Annotated in this window: 19 protein-coding genes; 9 read left to right on the forward strand and 10 right to left on the reverse strand. The window is 69.4% G+C overall.

Annotated features, from left to right (window positions below):
- Positions 1–35: 35 nt before the first annotated feature.
- Both ODI_RS19220 and ODI_RS19225 read right to left on the reverse strand, forming a co-directional pair.
- Entirely contained in the window at positions 36–1,169 is a 1,134-nt protein-coding gene (locus ODI_RS19220; RefSeq protein ID WP_067754427.1) for a porin, read from the reverse strand.
- A 100-nt stretch (positions 1,170–1,269) separates the two neighbouring features.
- On the reverse strand, positions 1,270–1,584 hold the full coding sequence (locus tag ODI_RS19225) for a DUF4148 domain-containing protein (RefSeq protein WP_067754424.1): 315 nt from the start codon (positions 1,582–1,584) through the stop codon (positions 1,270–1,272).
- Positions 1,585–1,974: 390 nt separating this feature from the next.
- Here ODI_RS19225 and ODI_RS19230 point away from each other — a divergent pair, with 390 nt between their 5' ends.
- On the forward strand, positions 1,975–2,673 hold the full coding sequence (locus ODI_RS19230) for a heavy metal response regulator transcription factor (protein ID WP_067754420.1): 699 nt from the start codon (positions 1,975–1,977) through the stop codon (positions 2,671–2,673).
- Entirely contained in the window at positions 2,670–4,046 is a 1,377-nt protein-coding gene (locus ODI_RS19235) for a heavy metal sensor histidine kinase (RefSeq protein ID WP_067754418.1), read from the forward strand. Before ODI_RS19230 ends, ODI_RS19235 begins: the two co-directional genes overlap by 4 nt.
- Positions 4,047–4,063: 17 nt before the next feature.
- On the opposite strand, the gene ODI_RS19240 is transcribed toward ODI_RS19235, so the two are convergent.
- From ODI_RS19240 to ODI_RS19250, 3 genes are all read right to left on the reverse strand, one after another.
- Positions 4,064–5,470 carry a M20 family metallopeptidase gene (locus tag ODI_RS19240; protein ID WP_067754416.1) on the reverse strand — a complete coding sequence of 469 codons (1,407 nt, stop codon included), beginning with the start codon at positions 5,468–5,470 and terminating at the stop codon, positions 4,064–4,066.
- Positions 5,467–6,843, reverse strand: a complete 1,377-nt coding sequence (locus tag ODI_RS19245) for an MmgE/PrpD family protein (protein ID WP_067754413.1) — start codon at positions 6,841–6,843, stop codon at positions 5,467–5,469. The genes ODI_RS19240 and ODI_RS19245 overlap by 4 nt, the downstream gene beginning before the upstream one ends.
- Positions 6,844–6,978: 135 nt before the next feature.
- Positions 6,979–7,950, reverse strand: coding sequence for a Bug family tripartite tricarboxylate transporter substrate binding protein (locus ODI_RS19250; protein WP_067754410.1), 972 nt, complete (start codon positions 7,948–7,950; stop codon positions 6,979–6,981).
- A 217-nt stretch (positions 7,951–8,167) separates the two neighbouring features.
- Here ODI_RS19250 and ODI_RS19255 point away from each other — a divergent pair, with 217 nt between their 5' ends.
- The gene (locus ODI_RS19255) at positions 8,168–9,118 is read left to right on the forward strand and encodes a LysR substrate-binding domain-containing protein (RefSeq protein WP_098020945.1); all 951 of its coding nucleotides are present in this window, start codon (positions 8,168–8,170) and stop codon (positions 9,116–9,118) included.
- A gap of 33 nt (positions 9,119–9,151) precedes the next feature.
- On the opposite strand, the gene ODI_RS19260 is transcribed toward ODI_RS19255, so the two are convergent.
- Positions 9,152–10,297, reverse strand: coding sequence for a metallophosphoesterase (locus tag ODI_RS19260; RefSeq protein WP_067754407.1), 1,146 nt, complete (start codon positions 10,295–10,297; stop codon positions 9,152–9,154).
- A gap of 189 nt (positions 10,298–10,486) precedes the next feature.
- Between ODI_RS19260 and ODI_RS19265 the strand changes: the two genes are divergently transcribed.
- A complete protein-coding gene (locus tag ODI_RS19265) occupies positions 10,487–10,951 on the forward strand; it encodes a hypothetical protein (RefSeq protein WP_067754404.1) in 465 nt (154 codons plus the stop codon).
- A 42-nt stretch (positions 10,952–10,993) separates the two neighbouring features.
- Here ODI_RS19265 and ODI_RS19270 read toward each other — a convergent pair whose 3' ends face one another.
- Positions 10,994–11,671, reverse strand: a complete 678-nt coding sequence (locus tag ODI_RS19270; protein ID WP_067754402.1) for a GntR family transcriptional regulator — start codon at positions 11,669–11,671, stop codon at positions 10,994–10,996.
- Between the two features lie 295 nt (positions 11,672–11,966).
- On the opposite strand from ODI_RS19270, the gene ODI_RS19275 reads away from it, so the two are divergent.
- The 5 genes from ODI_RS19275 (at position 11,967) to ODI_RS19295 (ending at position 18,301) form a co-directional block, all read left to right on the forward strand.
- A complete protein-coding gene (locus tag ODI_RS19275) occupies positions 11,967–13,214 on the forward strand; it encodes an NRAMP family divalent metal transporter (RefSeq protein WP_067754399.1) in 1,248 nt (415 codons plus the stop codon).
- Between the two features lie 13 nt (positions 13,215–13,227).
- Positions 13,228–13,986 (forward strand): LamB/YcsF family protein, encoded by a 759-nt coding sequence (locus ODI_RS19280; protein WP_067754396.1) that lies wholly within the window; start codon positions 13,228–13,230, stop codon positions 13,984–13,986.
- A gap of 36 nt (positions 13,987–14,022) precedes the next feature.
- On the forward strand, positions 14,023–14,841 hold the full coding sequence (locus tag ODI_RS19285) for a putative hydro-lyase (protein WP_067754393.1): 819 nt from the start codon (positions 14,023–14,025) through the stop codon (positions 14,839–14,841).
- Positions 14,842–14,865: 24 nt separating this feature from the next.
- Complete coding sequence (gene pxpB, locus ODI_RS19290; RefSeq protein WP_067754390.1) at positions 14,866–16,500, forward strand: 5-oxoprolinase subunit PxpB; 1,635 nt, start codon at positions 14,866–14,868, stop codon at positions 16,498–16,500.
- 73 nt (positions 16,501–16,573) lie between these two features.
- Positions 16,574–18,301: an acetyl/propionyl/methylcrotonyl-CoA carboxylase subunit alpha gene (locus ODI_RS19295; protein ID WP_067754734.1), complete on the forward strand. Its 1,728-nt coding sequence runs from the start codon at positions 16,574–16,576 to the stop codon at positions 18,299–18,301.
- Between the two features lie 54 nt (positions 18,302–18,355).
- Here the strand turns inward: ODI_RS19295 and ODI_RS19300 are convergent, their stop codons facing one another.
- Genes ODI_RS19300 through ODI_RS19310 form a run of 3 tightly spaced genes read right to left on the reverse strand, consistent with a single transcriptional unit; the run spans position 18,356 to position 21,219 of the window.
- The gene (locus ODI_RS19300; protein ID WP_197707111.1) at positions 18,356–19,228 is read right to left on the reverse strand and encodes a MurR/RpiR family transcriptional regulator; all 873 of its coding nucleotides are present in this window, start codon (positions 19,226–19,228) and stop codon (positions 18,356–18,358) included.
- A gap of 54 nt (positions 19,229–19,282) precedes the next feature.
- Complete coding sequence (locus ODI_RS19305; protein ID WP_067754378.1) at positions 19,283–20,287, reverse strand: PstS family phosphate ABC transporter substrate-binding protein; 1,005 nt, start codon at positions 20,285–20,287, stop codon at positions 19,283–19,285.
- Positions 20,287–21,219, reverse strand: a complete 933-nt coding sequence (locus ODI_RS19310; protein WP_067754375.1) for a PstS family phosphate ABC transporter substrate-binding protein — start codon at positions 21,217–21,219, stop codon at positions 20,287–20,289. The genes ODI_RS19305 and ODI_RS19310 overlap by 1 nt, the downstream gene beginning before the upstream one ends.

The following is a 21,219-nucleotide window of genomic DNA, read 5'->3' on the forward strand; positions in this document are numbered from 1 at the left end:
GCAGTCCATCACGGCGCGGACGGCGCCCGTTCCGCCTAGAACCGGTGGCGGATGCCGGCAACCACGTTGCGGTTGCTGGCGTCGCGATTGAAGGCGTAGTTGTCGCCATAGGACGTGTAGGCATACAGGTTCGTGCGGCGCGACAGGTCATGCGTCATACCCACGCTGTAGACATTCATCGTGGCGTCGTCACCCGTCAGGCTGGCGTTGTTCGGGTCGGCGCGCTGCCAGGAGGCCAGCAGCGCGGTCGCGCCGAAAGGCACGGTGGCGCCCAGCATCGTGGAATTCACCCGGAAGCCCTCGCGCAGCGTAAACGTGCCGAAGTCCTGGTAGTCGCCCGCGTTGGGCGAGGTGCCCATGTTCTGGCCGATGAACCAGCCATCGCGCGTCTGGCCCCAGGCCAGGCCCAGCTTGACCACCTCGAAGTTGTACGTGCCGCCGAGCATGTACGACTCGATGCGCGCCGCCGACTGGCCGCCCACCGCGGCATTGGTGGGATTGAAGCGGTCATAGGCCGCGGCCAGATAAACCGGACCGTTGCTGTAGCGCAGCGCCGTGGTCAGCAGGCGGTTGTTGTCCGCCGTGGCGAAGCCCGTCTGCTGGCCGTTGTTGTTCGTGCGGGTGCTGTCCGCGTTGAACGAGTAGCCCAGGCCGGCCTGGAACCCGCCGAAGCTCGGGGTTTGATACAGCACCAGGTTGTCCAGGCGCATGGTGTTGGCCGCGCTGAATGTCGTGCCCATGTTCGCCGTGTGCCACGAGGTGCCGAAGGGGCTGACCGCGTCGGCAATCCAGGTCGAGGCGAGGTTCGTCTGGCGGCCCAGCTCGAGGGTGCCCCATTCATCGCTTTGCAGGCCCAGCGTGGCTCGGCGTCCGAAGAGGCGGCCGCCCTGCGCGGAGTTGCCGTTGCTGGCGGTGATGCCACCTTCCAGCGTGAAGAGGGCGCGCAAGCCACCGCCCAGCTCTTCCACGCCGCGCATCCCGAAGCGCGAACCGCTATTCACGCCATCGACCATCCCTGTGCGGCTTTGCGAAAAACCGTTAGGTCCGCGTACCGATTCATGGCTCAGGCCAAGGTCGATCAGTCCGTACAGCGTGACCGAGGCGTCGGCCGCGTGCGCGCTCGAGATCATGGCGGTGCCCAATGCAAGGCCTGCAATCTTGTACTTCATGAGGTTATCTCCGTCGGTGGGCGGCGCCGCTGATGCGGCGCGAGGGGGCTCCCGGCCAAGGCGGGGGTTCGCCTGGCGGGAGCCGGATGCCGCAAGGCGATCAGCCGCCGCGGCCTTCGCGCGAGGGCTGCGTGGCGGCAGTCTGCACGGACGGCTTGCCCGTCAGCGCCAGGTAGCGCTGGTGCTCGGCACGATAGGCCGGCGCTTCGATGTCGGGCGTCTGCTCGCCACGCCACGCATCGGCCAGACCCGATTCGTGCCAGGCCAGCAGGTCGGCGCGGACCTGGTCACGGGACTGGGTGCTGCTGGCTTGCGGCGCGGGAACCAGTTCTTGCGCATGGGCGGTGCCGAGCCCGGCTGCGAACGTCAGGGCCAGGGCGGGAACCAGGGACTTCAGGGCTTGGGTCGTCTTCATGTCACTCTCCAGATGAGTAGGAAATTCAGGACAGCCGGCCAAGCCTTGCGCTTGCGCCATCGCCATCCATGTGCGCATTCTGGAGACCTGACGCTGACCCGAGCTTGACGCGCAACCGACAGTTTCTTGACCGAAAACCGACATTTCTGTCAGATGGCCGCAATCCGCCAGCAGGCCTGCCCGGCGCCAAGAACTTTGGGCGCGCCAGCTTGTCAGTGGCTGGTCGCCCCTTGCGCGGACATGCCCTTCGTTCTTGCCTTTCCCCTGCCCGCGGGAACGCTGACAGAAATGTCAGCAAGCGGACAGGGGACCGACATGCTGGCTGCCGTACAGTCATCCACCCCTCGCGCACGCGCCACCCCGTGTGCGCGCCACCTGGAAAACCGAAACTTGCGCGTACTCATCATCGAGGACGAGGAAAAGACCTCCTCCTACCTGCTTCGCGGCCTGACCGAGCTGGGCTACACCGCGGACACCGCCAGCAACGGCACCGACGGCCTGCACTACGCCATGGAATTCGACTACGACGCCATCGTGCTGGACCTGATGTTGCCCGGCATGGACGGCTATGCGGTGCTGGAGAACCTGCGGCGCCACAAGAACACGCCCGTCATCATGCTGTCGGCGCGCGGGGCGGTGGATGATCGCGTGAAGGGCCTGCGCAAGGGCGCGGACGACTACCTGCCCAAGCCCTTCTCCTTCACCGAACTGGTTGCCCGCCTGCAGGTGCAGACGCGTCGGCGCAACGAGAACCTGGAAGCCACCGTGCTGCAGGTGGACGACCTGGTCATCGACCTGCTGGCGCGCAAGGCCACCCGCGGCGGACAGCGGCTGGACCTGACGGCCAAGGAGTTCTCGCTGCTGTGCCTGCTGGCTCGCCACCAGGGCGAGATCCTCTCGAAACTCATGATCGCCGAGCAGGTCTGGGACATGAATTTCGACAGCGACGTCAACGTGGTCGAGGTGGCCATCAAGCGCCTGCGCACCAAGGTCGACGCGCCCTACCCCGCCAAGCTGCTGCACACGGTGCGTGGCATGGGCTATGTGCTGGAAGCGCGCGACGACGCGCCGCAAGCCGAGGTCGCATGATCCGCAAGCTGTCCCTGGCATGGCGGCTGGCCATCATGTTCGCGGTGACCGCCGCGGCCGTGTTCTCGTGCGTCGCCGTGTTCCTGTACTGCGTCATGACGGACTCCGTGCGCGGCCAGATCCGCGGCGAGCTGATGTTCCAGCACGTCCTGCTCGACCCCATGCTGCGCGAGCGCCACACCGAAGAGGAATGGCAGGTCGTGCGCCAGAAGCTGTCCGGCATGACGCAGGACGGCGGCCGCATGCGTTACTGGATCATGTCCGATGATCCCCGCTACCGCTACGGCAACGCGCTGGCCACCAAGACGGGGCAGCCCCTGACCGACGAGGAGATCGCCTTCGTCAAGGACGAGGCGCAGCGGGTCTGGTGCGTCATGTCGCGCACCATCGCCGCCCTGGGCGACCGTCCCGCCGTGCGTTTCGTCGTGGCGCAGGACTCCACGTCCTACCTCGCCACCAAGGAAAGCTTCACGCGCATCCTGCGCACGACGTCCGCGCTGGGCATCCTGCTGGTGGCGGCGCTGGGCTACTGGATCGCCAAGCTGGGGCTCTGGCCGGTGCGCCAGCTGAGCCGCGAGGCCAACGCCCTGCCGCCGGGCGATCCGCGCCAGCGCCTGCGCCTGGAGAAGCTGGCGCCCGAGATCCACCAGTTGGGCGTGTCCTTCAACAACGCGCTGGCCCGGCGTGAATCCGCGTGGCTGCAACTGGAAGGCTTCAACGCCGACGTCGCGCACGAACTGCGCACGCCGCTGACCAACCTGATCGGCCAGACCCAGGTGGCCCTGTCCCAGCGCCGCGACGTGGACGAGCTCCAGGACATCCTGATGTCCAACCTGGAAGAACTGGAGCGCATGAGCAACATCGTCAACGACATGCTGTTCCTGTCCTGCGCCGAGAACGGCGTGCGCGCGGCGGAGCTGAGCCAGGTGTCGCTGCGGCACGAGGCGCAGAAGACGGCCGACTACCTGGAAGACGCCTTCCTGCTGCGCGACATGCGCGTGACCCTGGACGGCGACGCGTCGGCCTGCGTGGACCGGCGGCTGTTCCACCGCGCGCTGGCCAACCTGCTGTCGAACAGCGCCCGCTACGCCCGGCGCGGCACGCAGGTTACCGTCACCATCGCGGTCGTGGGCGCGCGCGTGCAGGTGCGCGTGGCGGATCAGGGCGAGCCCATTCCACCCGCGCAACGCGCGCGCCTGTTCGAGCGTTTCTATCGCGGCGATGCCGCCCGGGCGCAAAGCGGCGCGCACCATGGGCTGGGCCTGTCCATCGTGCGCGCCATCGCCGTCATGCATGGCGGCGAAGCCTTCGCCGACAGCCAGGACGGCATCAACACCTTCGGCTTCTCGATGATGCGCCGGCCCGAGACCTGATGCCTCGGGCCCGGGCCTCAGCGGCGCGCCGCCTTCGCCACGGCCTGCGCCTCGGGTTCGCCCAGGTGCCAGAACACCGACACCATCATGTCCAGCCCCTGGCGCACGATGGATCGCGGCAGGTGCTCGTTGGCGGCATGCTGCTTGCAGCCGGGATACGAGTGCGGCACCCACACCGTCGGCAGGCCCAGGATGTCCGAGAACGCGTCATTGGGCACCGTGCCGCCCAGGTTGGGATTCACGGCGGGCGCCTCGCCCGTCACCGCCGCGATGGCATCCTTGGCCCAGCGCACCCACGGATGCGCCGGATCCAGCCGCGTGGCCGGCGAACCGCGCACCACGCGCACCATCACCTCGGGGTAGCCCGCGGCATCCAGGTGCTGGCGTACCAGCGTCTCCACGTTCTGCCAGTCCGTGCCCACCACGAAACGCAATTGCAGATAGGCGCTGGCCTCGGGCGGTATGGCGTTGACGGGCTTGGCCGGATTGCCGGCAGCCAGGGTCAGCACCTCGATGGTGTTCCAGCCCAGCAGGCGCTCGGCGGGGCTCAGGCCCGGCTCGCCCCAGTCCATGTCGATCTTGCGGCCCAGGCGTTCGCTGTCCACCTGCAAGGCGCCCAGCGCCTCGCGCACGGAAGCCGGAATGCCTTCGGGCAACAGCCCCTTCACCTGCACGCGGCCCCGGCCATCGACCAGCGTGCCGATGGCGTTGGCCAGGATCACGGCGGGATTCTTCATGATGCCGCCCCAGTTGCCCGAGTGCAGCGCACCTTCGCGCAGCCTGCAGCTGAGCTCGAACACGACACCACCGCGCGAGCCCAGGAACAGCGTGGGTTGGGCGGCACTGACGCGCGGGCCGTCCGAGGCCAGGAACAGGTCGGCCGACAGGGCCTCGCGCTGCTCGGCGCACACGGCGCGCAGGCCCGGGGAGCTGCGCTCCTCGCCCAGCTCGAACAGGGCCTTGACGTTGTAGCCCAGCTTGCCGCCCCGCGCGTTCAGCACGGCGCGCAAGGCAGAGAGATTCACGCCATGCTGGCCCTTGTTGTCGGCCACGCCACGTCCGTACCAGGCGTCATCACGCAGCACCATCTCCCAGGGGCCCAGTCCGGCATCCCACTGGTCGTCGTAGCCCGGCACGACATCGCCGTGGCCGTAGGTCAGCACCGTCAGCGCGTCCGGCGATTCGATGCGCTCGGCCAGCAGGAAAGGCGAACCGCCCGGCGCCGGATTCTCGATGCGGCGGCAGGTGAATCCCAGCTGGGCCAGCTCCGGCTCCAGGATGTCCGTGTAGTAGGACTGCAGCACGGCCTCGTCGGCATTGGGGCCGCTGACCGAACGCACCGCCACGCGGCGCGCCAGCGTCTGCGCGAACACGCCTTCGTCGAACTCCCGCCGGACCTGCGCCAGCGCCTGTTGCATCGTCATGCTGCCTCCTGTTTGCCGGCGCACAACGCCGTCAGCGTGCGCACGGAATCCAGCCCGCGCACGTTCGTCAGGATGGCCAGCAGCGCCTGGAAATCCTGCGGCGCCAGTTGCGGCGCGCAGCACTCGGTGATCTTGTCGGCGCGCTCGGCGTCGTCGAAGGGATCCTGGATGAGGCCGCGCGCATACACGCGCTGGGCCTTCAGCACGCGCCCGTCCTTCAGGGTGATTTCCACCAGGTGCGGCGGACGCTGGTCGGGATCCTTCGGCTCGTCCTCGAAGGCGCGGGCCTGCATGGTCGTCAGCGCGAACAGTTCGCGCACCTCGGGCCGCCATACCGCCTCGGGCGTGAAGTCGGCCAGCGTCACCTTGCCGTACAGCAAGGCCAGCGCCACGTTGTAGTGCAAGGAGAAGCGCGCCTGGAACTCGTCCTGCGGATCGTCGTAGCGCAGGTTCTTCTTGTTGCTTGCCCCCACCAACACGCAGACCGATGCCACGTCGCCGGCGCCGAACCCGTGCTCGCGGCGCAGGTCCAGGATGCAGTCCAGGCTGTTGTGCGCCGAACCGCAACAGGCATGGCGCTTGGGCGCCACGCCGAATTCCTCCAGCGCCAGCGGCTTGTCCAGCTTCCGCAGCGGCGCGTCCCAGCCGCGCGGCGCAGGGCCGCCATACAGCGCGAGAAAGCCTTGCGGGTCTTCCAGCACTTCAGGGTTGCCCGTCAGGCCCGCCGCCCCCAGCCGCGCGGCGATGATGGCGTTGGCCGCGCCCATGCCGCACTGGAAGGACTTCGCCTCCGTGCCGAACTGGGCCTTGTTGCCCGACGCCATGCTGACCGCCAGGCTCATCGCGGCCACCGTCCTGCCGGTGTCCAGCTTCATGAGGCGCGCGCAGGCGCCTGCCGTGCCGATGCATCCCACCGTCGCGGTCGGATGCCAGCCGGCGAAATAGTGCGAGCGATTCACGCCGCGGCCCAGCGCGGCGTGCAATTCGATGCCGACGATGTATGCATCCAGCAGATCGGCGCCGCTGGCGTCCAGCTCCTCGCCCAGCGCGATGAGCGCGGGCACCAGGATGGCCGAGGCGTGCGTCAGCGCGGGATAGAAGTTGTCGTCGATCTCCAGCACGTGCGCGCCGGTGCCGTTGACCATCGCGGCCCAGGGCGCATCCACCCGGCGCGTGCCGCCGAACAGCGTGGCCTGGCCGCCGCTCCAGGTGGCAAGCCCCTCGGCGGTCTTGCGGGTGACGGGATCGGCACTGCCGGCCACCATGCAGGCCACGGTATCGGCGAAGGCATGCTCGGCGCGGGCAAGGACGGTGGGCGACCAGTCGGCGCGGCGCGTGGCGGCCCACTGGGCCAGGGTATGCAGGACGGACATTCAAACTGCCTTGAGAGGAAACGCCCCCACGCCGCGCCTTCGGCTTGCTGCCCCCCGAGGGGGCCGCTTTTTACCTTGGGACGGCCCGGCGGCAAAAGAAAAGGCGGCGTGCCCAGGGCCCGCCGCCCGGGAAACTCAATCGATGCTGGCGCCCGACGACTTGATGACGCCCGCCCACTTGGCGCGCTCGCGCAGCACCATGTCGGTGAAGGACTGCGACGTGCCGCCCGCCACCTCATAGCCCAGGTCGCGCATGCCCTGGATGATCCTGGGCTCCTTGAGCACGGCGTTCACGGCGCGGTTGATCGCCTCGATGCGGTCGGCCGGCACGCCCTTGGGGGCGATGACGCCGGACCAGGCCGTCACCTCGAAGCCCTTCACCCCGGCTTCCGACACCGTGGGCAGCTCGGGAATCAGTGGCGAGCGCCGCGCGCTGGTCACGGCCAGCGCCTTCAGCTTGCCCTCCTTGGCGAACGGCAGGCTGCCCGCCATGTTGTCGAACACCATGTCCACGTGGCCCGCCATCACGTCGTTCACGCCGGCCGGCGCCGAGCGGTAGGGCGCGTGGACGATCTCGATGCCGCTCATCTCGCGGAACAGTTCCGCGCCCACGTGGCCCGAGGTGCCGTTGCCCGCCGAGGCGTATACCAGCTTGCCGGGATGGGCTTTCGCGTAATCGATGAGGGACTGGACCGAATCCACGGGCAGGCCCGGGCGCACCGACAGCAGGTTGGCCGTGTAGCCCACCTGCACGATCAGGTCCACGCGCTGGGCGGCCGTGGCCGATTGCGGCGACAGGCTGGGGCTGATGCCCAGCGTCTGCGTGTTGCCGTGGCCGACGGTATAGCCGTCGGGCTCGGCATTGGCGATGGCCTGCATGGCCAGCAACCCGGCGGCGCCCGAACGGTTCTCGACCACGAAAGTGGCGCCCATGCGCTGGCCGACCTCCTGCAGCACCATGCGCATCAAGGTATCGGGCGCGGAGCCCGCGCCGGAACTCAGGACGTACTTGATCGGACGTTCCGGATAGGCGGCCCAGGCAGGCTGGGCCGCGCACAGCCCCAGGACGACGGCCGCCAGCGGGCGGGCAAACGATGTGAACGACATGTGGCAATTCCCCTTGTATGTGGCCGGCGCGGCATCGAGGCCGCAACGTGCGTCGGACGGACTGCGGGAACAGGCATGGCATCAAAATCATCGATGCCTCGCGCTCACTGCGGGGGCATCGCGGCCTGGCCATCCGTTCCAGCATTACAGGGAATTCTAGGAATCCCCTGGCGGCACGGACAAACGATATTTTTCGCCGCAGCCATTGATAAAATCGATGCCCATGACCACCCTGCCCTCGACCACGGCCCTGCGTTGCCTGGACGCCAGCGCCCGGCTGCTCAGCTTCACGCGCGCCGCGCGCGAGCTGCACCTGACGCAAAGCGCCGTCAGCCACCACATCCTGCAGCTGGAACAATTGCTGGGGGTGCCGCTGTTCGTCCGCCGCCACGGCGGCCTGGACCTGACCGCGGCAGGCCAGTCCTACTGGAAGGACATCGCCCAGGTGCTGCGCCACCTGGAGCGCGCCACGGAAAGCATTTCCGCCACGGGCGGGCGCGGCGGCATGCTCAATCTGTCGGTGTCCTCCACGCTGGCCAATCACTGGCTGATGCCAAGGCTGCATGAGTTCGTGACCGCCCATCCGGACATCACGCTGAACCTGTCGACGCGGGTGGGCCCCATCGACTTCACCACCAGCAACGAGGACGCCTCCATCGAGTTCAGCCCCGGCCCGCAACCGGGCCTGGAGGCCAGGCTGGTCATGCCGCTGGTGCTGCGCCCCTATCTCTCGCAGCATGCGCTGCGCGACTTCGACCCGGCACTGGCCAGGCGCCGCAAACCCGCACTGAGCAAGGCGCAGCTGGCCGCGCTCTTCACCACGCACCGGCTCATCAGCCGCACCACGGTGCCCGAGGCCTGGGAAAGCTGGCTGGCCGCCGCCGGGCTGGCAGGCGCCGTGCCGGAAGAACATTTCCACAAGGGCCCGCGCTATGCGCTGATGTCCATGGCGTACAACGGCGTCATCGGCTCACTGGGCATTGCGCTGCTGCCGCGCTACATCACGCACGGCGCCGTCGCCACCGGGCAACTGGTGTGCCTGAGCGACACGGGCTGGACCGCTCCGCGCGCCTATTACCTGCGCTGGCCGTCGAACCGCGCGGAGCCGCAGGTGCTGCGCACGTTTTCCGAATGGGTCACCGGCCTGCGCCAGGACAGCGATACCTGAGCGGCACGCATGGCGCGGCGGCCAGCGCGGCGGCTAGCGGGGCACCTGGCGCGGCGGCGCCGCCCGCAACACCAGCTCGGTGATCTCGTTGCGGCGCCCCAGCCGCACAGGAAAGCCCGGCCACAGGCCCGCGCCGTTGCTGACGTACAGGCGCAGATCGCCCACGTCGTACAGACCGGAAACGAAACCGCCATTCATCCATTTCGCCAGCCGATCAGGCCCCAGGATCTGGCCGCCATGCGTATGACCGGACAACTGCAGCGACACGCCCGCCTGCGCGGCTTGCGGCGCATTGCCGGGACGGTGGTCCAGCAGGATCACCGGGTCGGCGGGATCGCGCCCTGCCAGCGCCCCAGCCAGGTCCGGCATGGTTTCCGCGATCCGCTCCGCCACCCTGTCCGTCAATCCCGCCACGACAAAGCGCTGGCCCGCGTGGGTCAGCGTCACGTGCTCGTTGCGCAGCAGGCGCAGGCCGGTCTTCTGGAAGGCATCCACCCACCCCAGGTAATCGACGTAGTACTCGTGGTTGCCCGGAATCGCCAGCACGCCCAGCGGCGCAGCCAGGTCCTGCAGCGGCTTCACGTCCGCCACGCGCGCGGCGGGCGAGCCGTCCACCATGTCACCCGTGATGACGATGAGGTCGGCCTTCAACGCATTGCTGCGGGCAACGACCTGTTCCATCCAGCGCGCATCCAGCAGGCGGCTGGCGTGCAGGTCGGTCAGTTGCGCGATGCGCAGGCCGTCCAGCGCCTGCGGCCAGCCGGGGATGGCGACTTCGACTGTCTTCACCGGCGGCACGCGCACGGCTTCGCGCACGCCCAGCGCGCCCAGGCAGGCTGCCAGCACGAGCAGGCCGCAACGCCAGCCCGAGGGCGCCAGCAGCACGCGGCTGGCGCGCGGCGACACCCGCCGCGACAGGCAGCCCAGCAGGTCGGACAGGATGAGCAAGAGGCCGAACACCACCAGCGTGCCGGTGGCCCAGCCCAGGCCCATCAGCAGCCAGCCCGGCACTTCGGGCGACGCCATGGAGCCGAAGACATTGCGGGTCACGACGTGGTGTTCCGCGCCGACGACGATCAACGCCGACAACAGCACCTTGGCGGTCCTGCCCCAAGGCAGGGGCCGGACGAACCTCAGGATCACGTACAGGGCAATGATCCCGGCATAAAGATGAAACACGTGCGGCCCCATTCAACAGGAAGACATCTCGCCCCCAGGCTGCGCCGGGGACGTCGGACTGTAACGGTTTTCCGAGAATTGTGAACAGCGGCAAGAACCGCGCGAGATGACGTGCTCGCCGGGTATCGTTTGGCGCGTCGCAAGCGCCCGCTTGCCCCGCTCGCAGCCTTGGAAGGAGTCCGACGCATCATGTTCCCCCGCCACCCGCTTGCCCGTCTCTCCGGCGCACTGGCGCTGTGTATCGCCTCGAGCGCGTTCGCGCAATCCGACCGCGAGATCACCGAAGGCGCCATCGCGCTGAGCGCCGATGTCTGCCCCGGCCACAGCAAGGACCGTACCACGCCGACCGTGCGCCAGGTGCCGGTGGGCGCCCTGCGCGTGCTGCGCGAGCGTGGGTTCGTGATGTGCCCTGACCGCCGCCTGGACCCGGGCGCGCCGGCCATCTGGTACGGCGAGATCGGCGCCTATGCCTGGAATCCCGAGGTGGAAGGCGCGGACAAGGTCATCGTCAAGCAGATCGACGCCATGACGCGCAAGGAAGAATTTCCCATGGAGACGCTGGTCTGGGACGCCCAGGGCAAGGCGCTGCAGAACCAGACCGTGCCGCGCTTCGAAGCACGGCCGGGGGTCATCGTGCGGGTCCGCAAGTACTGATCACCGCGCTGCCGAAGCACCGGCACGTGCCGGTGCCTTCACTCAAGCCGCGCCCAGCGACCCGTCCGCCAGCCGGCGCGCATACACCGCCAGCACGATCCGCTCGGAATGGACGAGGTATTCGTTCAGGGTCTCCGACGCCTTGACGAATTCGCCAGCCTCGGCGAGTCCCACGATGTTCCGGTTCATGTCCACATAGGGCGCATGCAGGAACTCGGGATCACGCAGCAGGCCGAAGGCCAGCCGCAACTCGGCCTGCACCTGCGCGAACAGCAGGTTCAGCCGCTCGCTGTCGGCCAGCTCCACGATGGCCGCATGGAACGCCATGTTGGCCGTCCCCACTGCCATCCAGTCGCTGGCATCCCGCGCGCGCAGGGCCTGCTCGACCGCATTGCGCATGCGCTGCTTGGCCGGATGGCGCGGGTAGGCCTGGGCCAGCGCCTGGCACTCGATCAGGCGCCGCACCCGATAGATGTCGATGATGGCCGCGATGCTCGGAATCGCCACGAACACGCCCCGATTGGGCTCGTGCCGCAGCAGGCCGTCCTTGGTCAGCACGCGGAAGACCTCGCGCAGGGTGTTGCGCGAGATGTTCAGGTCGGTGCTGAGCGCCTGCTCGGACAGGCGCTGGCCGGGCAGGAAGCCGCCCTCGACGATGCGTTGACGGATCTGTTCGGCTACGCGCTCACTGAGCGAGGCGGGAAGATGAGGGTCGGCCATGAAAATAGGGACAGGGCGAAAGGCGCGCCACCACAGCCCTGACGGCCAGGGCCTGTCTGGCAATCCTGCCGTCGCCGCACTATATCAGCCACTCCCTGCTGGACAAAGTTCGGGTAATTACTAGGACCACCCTGCTTTGTTATAGGTCAAAATTGCCACAATTGTTGAACAATTTATTGGTTTTGTATGCTCAATGCCATCCCATTGGGCAACAGCACCACGATTGGTCAATCCGCGCAGCCGCCAGGGCGGCCAAGCACCGCCCTGCTCCCAACTCCTCAAGAAGATCACGCCCATGAGCGACTCCTCCTCCTTGGCCGCGTCCGCGACCGACGCCGTCAAGAACCGCCGCAACTCCCTGCTGGCCGCCGTCTTCCTGATGGCCACCTCGGCCATCGGCCCGGGCTTCATCACCCAGACCGCCACCTTCACCGCCACCATGGGCGCCGCCTTTGCCTTCGGCATCCTGGCGTCGATCCTGATCGACTTCGTGGTGCAGCTGAATATCTGGCGCGTCGTGACGCTGTCGCGCATGCGTGCCTCGGATGTCGCCAACGCGGCATTGCCGGGCAGCGGCTATGTGCTGGCCGTGCTGGTCATCTTCGGCGGCCTGGTCTTCAACATCGGCAACATCGCCGGCGCCGGCCTGGGCCTGAATGCCTTGATGGGCCTGGACGTGAAATGGGGCGGCGCGCTGAGCGCTGCGATCGCCATCGGCATTTTCCTGTCCCGCCGCGCGGGCGTGGCGATCGATCGCCTCATCATCGTGTTGGGCCTGCTGATGATCGGCCTGACCCTCTTCGTCGCTTTCGCCTCGAATCCCCCCCTGGGCGAGGCCCTGCGCCAGACCGTATGGCCCGACACCATCAACTTCGCCACCATCACCACCATCGTTGGCGGTACCGTGGGCGGATACATCACCTATGCCGGCGCCCACCGCCTGCTGGACAAGGGCCTCACAGGCACGGAGAACCTGGGCGCAGTGACCAAGGGCGCGCTGAACGGCATCGCCGTCACCGGCCTCATGCGCTATATCCTGTTCCTGGCAGTCCTGGGCGTGGTCGCCAGCGGCGCCGCCATCGACATCTCCGGCAAGACGGCCAATCCGGCTGCCCAGGCTTTCCAGATCGCAGCCGGTGAATTCGGCCTGCGCGCCTTCGGCCTCATCCTCTGGGCCGCCGCCATCACCAGCGTGATCGGCGCGGCCTATACCTCGATCTCCTTCATCACCGTCTTCAACCAGAAGCTGACCGAGACTGGCCGCAATCGCGCCACCGTGATCTTCATCGCCGTGTCGCTGGCTGTCTTCCTCGCCTTGGGCACAGCGCCCGCCGCGCTGCTGGTCTTCGCCGGCGGCTTCAACGGCCTGATCCTGCCGCTGGGCTTGACGATCTTCGTATATGTGGGCTGGGCTCGCCCTGACCTGATGGAAGGCCACCGCACGCCGACCTGGCTGTTGGTGCTGGGCGCGCTGACCTGCGCGCTGACCTGGTACATGGGCTACAAGTCGATCGGCCCCATCTTCGCCTTCCTGGGCCTGTAAGGAGGAAACGCGCATGCGCAGCATCGACCTGAACAGCGACCTGGGCGAGAGTTTCGGCGCCTGGGCCATGGGCGACGACGCCACCATGCTCGGCATCGTCACCAGCGCCAACGTGGCCTGCGGTTTCCACGCGGGCGACCCCGCCGGCATCCTGGCCACGCTCAAGGCCGCCGCCGCGCAGGGCGTGTCGGTGGGCGCGCACGTCGCCTATCCCGACCTGGCCGGCTTCGGCCGGCGCAACATGGATGTCGCCAGCGCCGACCTCGTCGCGGACATCGTCTACCAGATCGGCGCGCTGCAAGGCCTGGCCGCCGCGGCCGGCACGACGGTCCGCTACGTGAAGCCGCACGGCGCGCTCTACAACACCATCGCCCAGGACGCGCGCCAGGCGCGCGACGTCATCACGGCGATCCAGGCCATCGACCCCAGCCTTGCGCTGGTGGTGCTGGCCGGCTCGCCGCTGGCGGGCTGGGCCGAAGCGGCCGGCCTGCGCGTCGTGGCCGAAGCCTTCGCCGACCGAGGCTACACGCCGCAAGGCACGCTGGTCTCGCGCCGCGAGCCCGGCGCCGTGCTGCACGATCCCGAACGGGTGGCGCGCCGCATGCTCAGGCTGGTGACCGAAGGCGTGGTCGAAGCCGTGGACGGCAGCCTGGCCCGCGTGCGCGCGGATTCGATTTGCGTGCATGGCGACAGCCCTGGCGCGGTGGCCATGGCCGTCGAAGTCCGCCGCACGCTGGAACAGGCGGGCGTCACGCTGCGCGCCTTCGCCTGACACCTGAAGACCGACGTCCGAACAGGAGAAAGAAACATGACGCCCTCGCTCAACCCGCTCCAGCAGGCGCAGCAGGCGGCCATCGCCGCGGCGCGCGCCGCGCGCGCCCAATACCGTGCCGGCAAGGTCGCGCCCACGGCGGGCGTCGCCCCCGGCATGACGCAAGCCAACATGATCGCCCTGCCGCGCGACTGGGCCTACGACTTCCTGCTCTATGCGCAACGCAATCCCAAGGCCTGCCCGGTCCTCGACGTCAGCGACGCCGGCTCGCCGCGCACCGTGCTGGCCCCGGACGCCGACCTGCGCACGGACATCCCGCTCTACCGCGTCTGGCGCGACGGCAAGCTGGCCGAGGAAGTGGCCGACGCGACGGCCCTGTGGGAAGAGCACGGCGACCTCGTCACCTTCCTGATCGGCTGCAGCTTCACGTTCGAGACCCCGCTGCAGGAGGCCGGCATCGAGATCCGCCACATCGCCGACGGCAGCAACGTGCCCATGTACCGCAGCAACAAGGCCTGCCGTCCGGCCGGACGCTTCCAGGGCGAGATGGTCGTCTCGATGCGCCCGATCCCCGCGCACCGCGTGGCCGACGCCGCCACCATCAGCGGCCGCTACCCCTCGGTCCACGGCGCGCCCGTGCACGTGGGCGACCCCGCCGCGCTGGGCATCGCCGACATCGGCCGCCCTGATTTCGGCGACGCCGTGCGGATCGAACCGGGCGAGATCCCCGTGTTCTGGGCCTGCGGCGTCACCCCGCAAGCCGCCGTCATGGCTTCCGGCGTGCCCTTCGCCGTCACCCATGCGCCCGGCCACATGTTCATCACCGACGTGGCGGACTCGACCTACCACGTCTAACGGATTCCCAACGAGGCTTCAGTCTTGCGCTTCCTTCCCGTCAACACCCACTCCCTCCTGGTCGAGCTGGCCGACCTGGACCAGACGCTGGCGCTGCTCGAGTCGCTGCAACGCGATCCCGTCGCCGGCGTGCTGGAACTGGTACCCGCCGCCCGCACCCTGCTGGTGTCCTTCGATCCGCTGCGCCTGTCGGCGGAACAGGCCGTGGCCGCCATGGCCACGCGCGACGTGACGGTGCGCGTCGAGCGCGCAAGCCGTCTCATCGAGATCCCGGTCGACTATGAAGGCGAGGACCTGGCCGAAGTCGCGCAACTGCTGGGCGTGAGCCCGCGGGAGGTCGTGCAGCGCCACACCGGCAGCGAGTACACCGTGGCGTTCACGGGCTTCGCGCCCGGCTTCGCCTATCTGACGGGCGGCGACCCGCTGCTGAACGTGCCGCGCCGCAAGACACCGCGCACCCGCATTCCCGCTGGCGCGGTCGGCCTGGCCGGCACCTTCAGCGGCGTCTATCCGCAAGCCAGCCCCGGCGGCTGGCAGATCATCGGCATCACGCCGGAAGCCATGTGGGACATCGACCGCCAGCCGCCTGCGCTGCTGCAACCCGGTGACCGCGTGCGCTTCGTCGACCAGCGCGTGCGGCCCGCGAGGAAGGCGCCCGCCGCCGCGCAGGCCTCGGCCACGCCAGCAGCACCGGTCGCCACGGCATCGGCCGCCGCAGCACCGGCCGCCGCAGCGTCGGGCGTCGAGATCGAAATCGTCTCTCCCGGCCTGCAGACCCTGACGCAGGACCTGGGCCGTCCCGGCCAGGCTGGCCAGGGCGTCTCTGCCTCGGGCGCCATGGACCGCCAGTCGCTGCGGCGCGCCAACCAGCTCGTCGGCAACACCTCGGATGAGGCGTGCCTGGAGACCGTGGGCGGCGGGCTGCAACTGCGCAGCCACGGCGACGCCGTGGTCGCCATCACCGGTGCCGACGTGCCGGTGACGCTCAAGGACGACACCGGACGCACCTTCACGCTGGCCTGCAACCAGCCGCTTGCCCTGTCGGCCGGCGACCGCCTGACGCTGGGCGTGCCTCGGGCCGGCGCCCGCGCCTATGTGGCGGTACGCGGTGGCTGGCAGGTGGCGCCCGTCCTGGGCAGCCGCTCCACCGACACGCTGGCGAACGTCGGCCCGGCCGCGCTGGCTGCCGGCGACCGCCTGGCGGTCAATCCCGTCACGCGGGGCGCCATCGTGCAGGATGCCGCCTGCGGCGTCCCCACGCTGCCCGTGGCCGGCGAGACCGTCGTGCTGGACATCAGCATGGGCCCACGCACCGACTGGTTCACGGCAGACGCCGTGCAAACGCTCTGCGAACAGGACTGGCTCGTCACCCCGCAATCGAACCGCGTGGGCGTGCGCCTGTCGGGCGAGCAATCGCTGGCCCGTGCCGTCGAAGGCGAACTGCCCAGCGAAGGCACGCCGACCGGCGCGATCCAGGTGCCGCCCAGCGGGCAGCCGGTGCTGTTCCTGGCTGACCACCCCCTGACCGGCGGCTATCCGGTCATCGCCTGCGTGGCGCCGTATCACCTGGACCTGGCCGGCCAGATTCCGGTGGGTGCCCGGGTGCGTTTCAACCCCATCAAGCCGTTCGCCGAGTGGACCGCCCCCGCCCAGGCGTGACCCACCTGGCTGCCCCGCTCTCCCCGGCACGGCCGTGCCTGACAACCGAATCGACTGCAAGAAGCTGCGCAAGATGAAAAAAGTCCTGATCGCCAACCGAGGCGAAATCGCCGTCCGCGTCATCCGTGCCTGCGCCGACTACGGCGTGCAATCCGTGGCGGTCTACGCCGACCCCGACATCGACGCCCTGCACGCCCGCCTGGCCGACGAAGCCTGGGGCCTGGATGGCCACAAGCCCGCCGACACCTACCTGAACATCGAGAAGCTGCTGGACGTGGCCCGCCGCAGCGGCGCCGACGCGGTCCACCCCGGCTACGGCTTCCTGTCCGAGAACGCGGGCTTCGCGCGCGCCGTCATCGACGCCGGCCTGACCTGGATCGGACCGCCTCCTGAAGCCATCGAACAGCTGGGCGACAAGGTGCAGGCGCGCCGCATCGCCATGGAAGCCGGCGCCCCGCTGGTCGCCGGCACGCCCGGCCCGGTGCAGAACGCCGAGCAGGTCGTCGCCTTCGCCGAGCTGCACGGCCTGCCCATCGCCATCAAGGCCGCCTTCGGCGGCGGCGGACGCGGCCTGAAGGTGGCCTGGAAAATGGAAGAGGTGGCCGAGCTGTACGAATCCGCCGTGCGCGAAGCCACCGTGGCCTTCGGCCGCGGCGAGTGTTTCGTCGAGCAGTTCCTGGACCGCCCGCGCCACGTCGAAGCGCAGGTCATCGCCGACACGCATGGCAAGGTCGTCGTGCTGGGCACGCGCGACTGCTCACTGCAACGCCGCAACCAGAAGCTGGTGGAGGAAGCGCCCGCGCCCTTCCTGACCGACGCGCAACGCGAGCGCATCCACACCGCCGCCCATGACGTCTGCGCGCGTGCGGGCTACGTCGGCGCCGGCACCGTCGAATTCCTGCTCAGCAACACCGGCGCGATTTCTTTTCTGGAGGTGAACACCCGCCTGCAGGTGGAGCACCCCGTCACCGAGGAAACCGCCGGCCTGGACCTGGTCGTCGAGCAGTTGCGCGTGGCCGACGGCCTGCCGCTGTCGATCACCGAAACGCCGGCCCCGCTCGGGCACGCCATCGAATTCCGCATCAATGCCGAGGATGTCGGCCGCGGCTTCCTGCCCGCGCCCGGCCCCGTCGATGTCTTCGAAGCGCCAGGCGGCCCTGGCGTGCGCGTCGATACCGGCGTCGTGTCGGGCTCGGTCGTGCCGGGCAACTTCGACTCGCTGATGGCCAAGCTGATCGTCACGGGCGCCACCCGCGAACAGGCGGTGGCCCGTGCGCGCCGTGCCCTGGCCGAGTTCCGCATCGAAGGCGTGGCCACCGTGCTGCCCTTCCACCGCGAAGTGCTGCGCCACCCTGATTTCACCGGCGACGACTTCAAGGTCCATACCCGCTGGATCGAGACCGACTTCGCCAACACCCTGGCGGCCGCCGCACGCGCCGTGCCGGTATCCGCCGAACCGCTGCAACGCACCGCCATCGAAATCGATGGCCGCCGCGTGAGCCTGGGCCTGCCCGCGCTGCTGCTGCGCGCGCTGTCGGCAGGCGCCGGCGCGGCAACAGGCGGGGACCCCGAGGCCGGCCAGTCGGCCGACGCCGCGTCTGTCGCCGCGCCGATCGCCGGCACGCTGCAGGCCTGGAAGGTGGAGGATGGCGCGGAAGTCGCCGAGGGCGACCTCATTGCCGTGATGGAAGCCATGAAGATGGAGATGCAGGTGCTGGCCCATCGTGCCGGCCGCCTGACGCGCCAGGCCGAGACCGGCAGCACGCTGGCCGCTGGCGCCGCGCTGGCCCGCATCGGCTGAACCGGCGCCATCCCAGGGCAGCCTGGGCAAGCAGGGGGATGGACAAACGCCCGCCTACTTGCCCCCGCGCAGCGCCTTGCGCAGCGAGACCAGGCGCGCCATCGAATCCAGCGAGCTTTCGGCGGTCAGGGCCGCCACGCCCAGCATGAGCATTTCCAGGCAGGCCAGGGTGGGGCCGTGCAAAGGCGCGTCGCCCGCGCTGGCGCGCGGCACGATGATGACTTCATCGCACTGGCTGGACAGCGCGCGCCGGCGCTGGCCGGTCACCACGATCACCGGCACGTCCAGCCGCGCCGCCTCCTGCAGCGTCACCGCCACCTCGCGATGGATGTTCTGCTGCACCATCACGATCAGGGCATCGCCCGGCGACATTTCCAGCAACTGTTCGGCCAGGGCGATGCCCGTGCGGTTCAGCGCATAGGCCGGCTTGCCGTTGCGCGCGAACAGTCGCACCGCGTAATCGGCCAGCAGGCCCGACGCGCCAATGCCGAAGACCGCGATGCGCTGCGCCTGGCCCAGCACCGCCACCGCGCGCGCCACGGCGCGGCGGTTCTCCGGCAGGTCCAGATGGTCCAGCGCATGCCGATGCTCCTGGATGACGTAGTCCATGGCGTGCTCGGCATCCTGCTGCACGCCGCCCAGCGTGGCCGCCATCTTGATGGAGATGATGTCGCGCTCGCCCATCGCGCTGGCCAGCGTGGCCTTCAGTTCGACCAGGCCCTCGAAGCCCAGCGCCTGCACGGTGCGGATGACGGTGGCGTCGGAGACGCCGATCTCCTTGGCGAGCTCGATGGCCGAGAGGGAGACCGCCGAGGCTCGGTTCTGGTCGATGAAGTCCGCCACCAGCCGCATGCGCGCCGACAGGCGGGCACGCCTGGCGCGCAGGCGGTCGCCAAAACGGTCCAGCTGGCCGGGCACGGTCTCCATGCGTTTCTCCCTCATCTGTCTGGCCACAGACGATACATCCCCGCGCGGCGCACGTCAGCCCAGGCGCCGCAGCTGCGCGCGCCAATCCCGCTCGCACAGCGGCACATAGCCCTCGTCTTCATGCGTGCGCGCCGCGATGATGCGCTGGCCTTCCCGCGACAAGGCCAGCCGCCCGAACTCCCGCAGCAGCGCGGGCACGGCCTGCCCTGGTGCAAGATCCAGGAACAGCGACACCCAGGCCTTCAGCGGATAGCCCCCCGACGCGATGGTCGCCAGGTCCGGGGTCTCGAAAGGCCGGCCCGGCTCGCCCGCCAGGGCCAGCACGCGCACCTGGTCGCTGATCGATGCCGCCTGTACCCAGCCGACCGCGCCGATACCATAGGGATCCTGCGCCACGGCGCGGATCACGTCCTCGCGGCTCGGCAACGCCTCGTAGCGCGCCGCGTAAGGCAGGCCCGCGAAATGCCGGTGGCGCAGCCCGCGCGCATATTTGGTGTCCCGCATGCCATAGACATGGATGCGCCGCGCGCGCCAGGCGCCCTCCAGCCCCAACTGGCCCCAGGTGGAAAGCTCGCCGTCAGCCGCCCCGCGCGTGAAGACCCGCGCCAGTTGCGCCAACGTGGCGCCCGCCAGGGGATTGCTGGCGTGCACGTACATGGCGGGCGGCGTGCGCCCCGACGTCCGCGGGCCGTGGCCGGTGTAGCCCAGGCGCAGCGCCCAGGGGTCGTGGCCGCGCACACGGCGATAGGCCAGCGTGTCCTCGGTCCACGGGTCGCGCGACATCGGCGCGAACCAGCTCGCCCCCGCCACCAGGGCGGGCATGGCCGTGGCCGATCCCCGCAACGACAGCGTGAAGCTCAGGCCCGGATAAGCCTGGCAGAACAGGTCGCACAAAGGTCCGATGACGGTGTCCATGCCGTCGTTGCCGATGAGCGGCAACACGCCGTCGGACCAGCCGCTGGCGGCCAGTTCATGGGGCAGGTCCAGCGGCGCGGGCGCGTAGGCGGGCGGCACGAAGGCTTCGTGCCCGACGCCGTCCCTGTCTTCTTGCGGAAGCATCAGGCCTTCTCCTCGATCAATGACAGCAGCGCGGTCCGGGCGGCGTGCAGGCTGCCCGGGTCCAGCGGCAGGTAACCGGAGGCCGCCTGGGCGATGGCCTGCTGCCCTTCCTTCGACAGGACGAACTCGGCATACACGCGCGCCTGCGGCGTCAGGCCGCCGCGCTCATGCGGACGGACATACAGGGTGATGCCGCCTGCCAGCGGGTAGCTGCCGTCGGCAATCGTGGCCGCGCTGCACGCCACGGGCGGCGCGGACGGCTCCACGGACAACGCCAGCGGCCGGATGCCCGGCACGCTCCCGGCAACGCCTAGCGGCGCGAAGGCAATGCCCGACGGCTCGCCAGCCAGGGCCAGCAGCATCTCCCGCGTGGTGTCGAACTGCCCGCAACCCGCCGTCCAGCCGCGTCCACCCAGCGCATGACGGCGCAAATGCGTGCCCAGCGCGGAACCTTCTTCCCGCAACAGGGGCCGGATCACGCGGGACTGCCATGCGGCGTCGCGCACGCTCAACTGCCCCCAGGTCACGCAGTCGCCATCGGCGTGTCCCTCCGTGAACACGCGCGCGGCCTGCGCCAAGTCCAGCGACGCCAGCGGATTGTCCGCATGCACGAACAGCGCCACCGCGCCCACCTCGTCATCGGGCGCCTCAGGGCCGGCCAGCGCGACACGCACACCGCGCGGGCGATGCCCCACGCCCTTGAAATACGGCACGGATTCCTCGTCGCTGATCTCCCGGCGCTGCAGGCTGAGCGCCGCGCGGCCGTGGATCAGGCTGGCCAGGCCCTGCGCCGCGCCCGCCAGGCTCGGCGTGAACGGCCACTCGGGATGGCGCGCATGGAAGGCGCGGTTCAGGTGCTGGACCAGCGGCGCCAGCGACGCCGAGCCCGCGACGATGCCTGTCCCGCCGGCTGTCTCGATGGATGCCGTCAT

Origin of the sequence: Orrella dioscoreae (assembly GCF_900089455.2) — a bacterium.
Lineage (GTDB): Bacteria > Pseudomonadota > Gammaproteobacteria > Burkholderiales > Burkholderiaceae_B > Orrella > Orrella dioscoreae.

What these genes read in the sequence shown, in the direction of transcription:
- ODI_RS19220 (WP_067754427.1), bottom strand. Translation starts at nt 1,169, where the DNA reads ATGAAGTACAAGATTGCAGGCCTTGCATTGGGCACCGCCATGATCTCG.
- ODI_RS19225 (WP_067754424.1), bottom strand. Translation starts at nt 1,584, where the DNA reads ATGAAGACGACCCAAGCCCTGAAGTCCCTGGTTCCCGCCCTGGCCCTG.
- ODI_RS19235 (WP_067754418.1), top strand. Translation starts at nt 2,670, where the DNA reads ATGATCCGCAAGCTGTCCCTGGCATGGCGGCTGGCCATCATGTTCGCG.
- ODI_RS19240 (WP_067754416.1), bottom strand. Translation starts at nt 5,470, where the DNA reads ATGACGATGCAACAGGCGCTGGCGCAGGTCCGGCGGGAGTTCGACGAA.
- ODI_RS19245 (WP_067754413.1), bottom strand. Translation starts at nt 6,843, where the DNA reads ATGTCCGTCCTGCATACCCTGGCCCAGTGGGCCGCCACGCGCCGCGCC.
- ODI_RS19250 (WP_067754410.1), bottom strand. Translation starts at nt 7,950, where the DNA reads ATGTCGTTCACATCGTTTGCCCGCCCGCTGGCGGCCGTCGTCCTGGGG.
- ODI_RS19255 (WP_098020945.1), top strand. Translation starts at nt 8,168, where the DNA reads ATGCCCATGACCACCCTGCCCTCGACCACGGCCCTGCGTTGCCTGGAC.
- ODI_RS19265 (WP_067754404.1), top strand. Translation starts at nt 10,487, where the DNA reads ATGTTCCCCCGCCACCCGCTTGCCCGTCTCTCCGGCGCACTGGCGCTG.
- ODI_RS19270 (WP_067754402.1), bottom strand. Translation starts at nt 11,671, where the DNA reads ATGGCCGACCCTCATCTTCCCGCCTCGCTCAGTGAGCGCGTAGCCGAA.
- ODI_RS19275 (WP_067754399.1), top strand. Translation starts at nt 11,967, where the DNA reads ATGAGCGACTCCTCCTCCTTGGCCGCGTCCGCGACCGACGCCGTCAAG.
- ODI_RS19280 (WP_067754396.1), top strand. Translation starts at nt 13,228, where the DNA reads ATGCGCAGCATCGACCTGAACAGCGACCTGGGCGAGAGTTTCGGCGCC.
- ODI_RS19285 (WP_067754393.1), top strand. Translation starts at nt 14,023, where the DNA reads ATGACGCCCTCGCTCAACCCGCTCCAGCAGGCGCAGCAGGCGGCCATC.
- ODI_RS19295 (WP_067754734.1), top strand. Translation starts at nt 16,574, where the DNA reads ATGAAAAAAGTCCTGATCGCCAACCGAGGCGAAATCGCCGTCCGCGTC.
- ODI_RS19300 (WP_197707111.1), bottom strand. Translation starts at nt 19,228, where the DNA reads ATGGAGACCGTGCCCGGCCAGCTGGACCGTTTTGGCGACCGCCTGCGC.
- ODI_RS19305 (WP_067754378.1), bottom strand. Translation starts at nt 20,287, where the DNA reads ATGCTTCCGCAAGAAGACAGGGACGGCGTCGGGCACGAAGCCTTCGTG.
- ODI_RS19310 (WP_067754375.1), bottom strand. Translation starts at nt 21,219, where the DNA reads ATGACGGCATCCATCGAGACAGCCGGCGGGACAGGCATCGTCGCGGGC.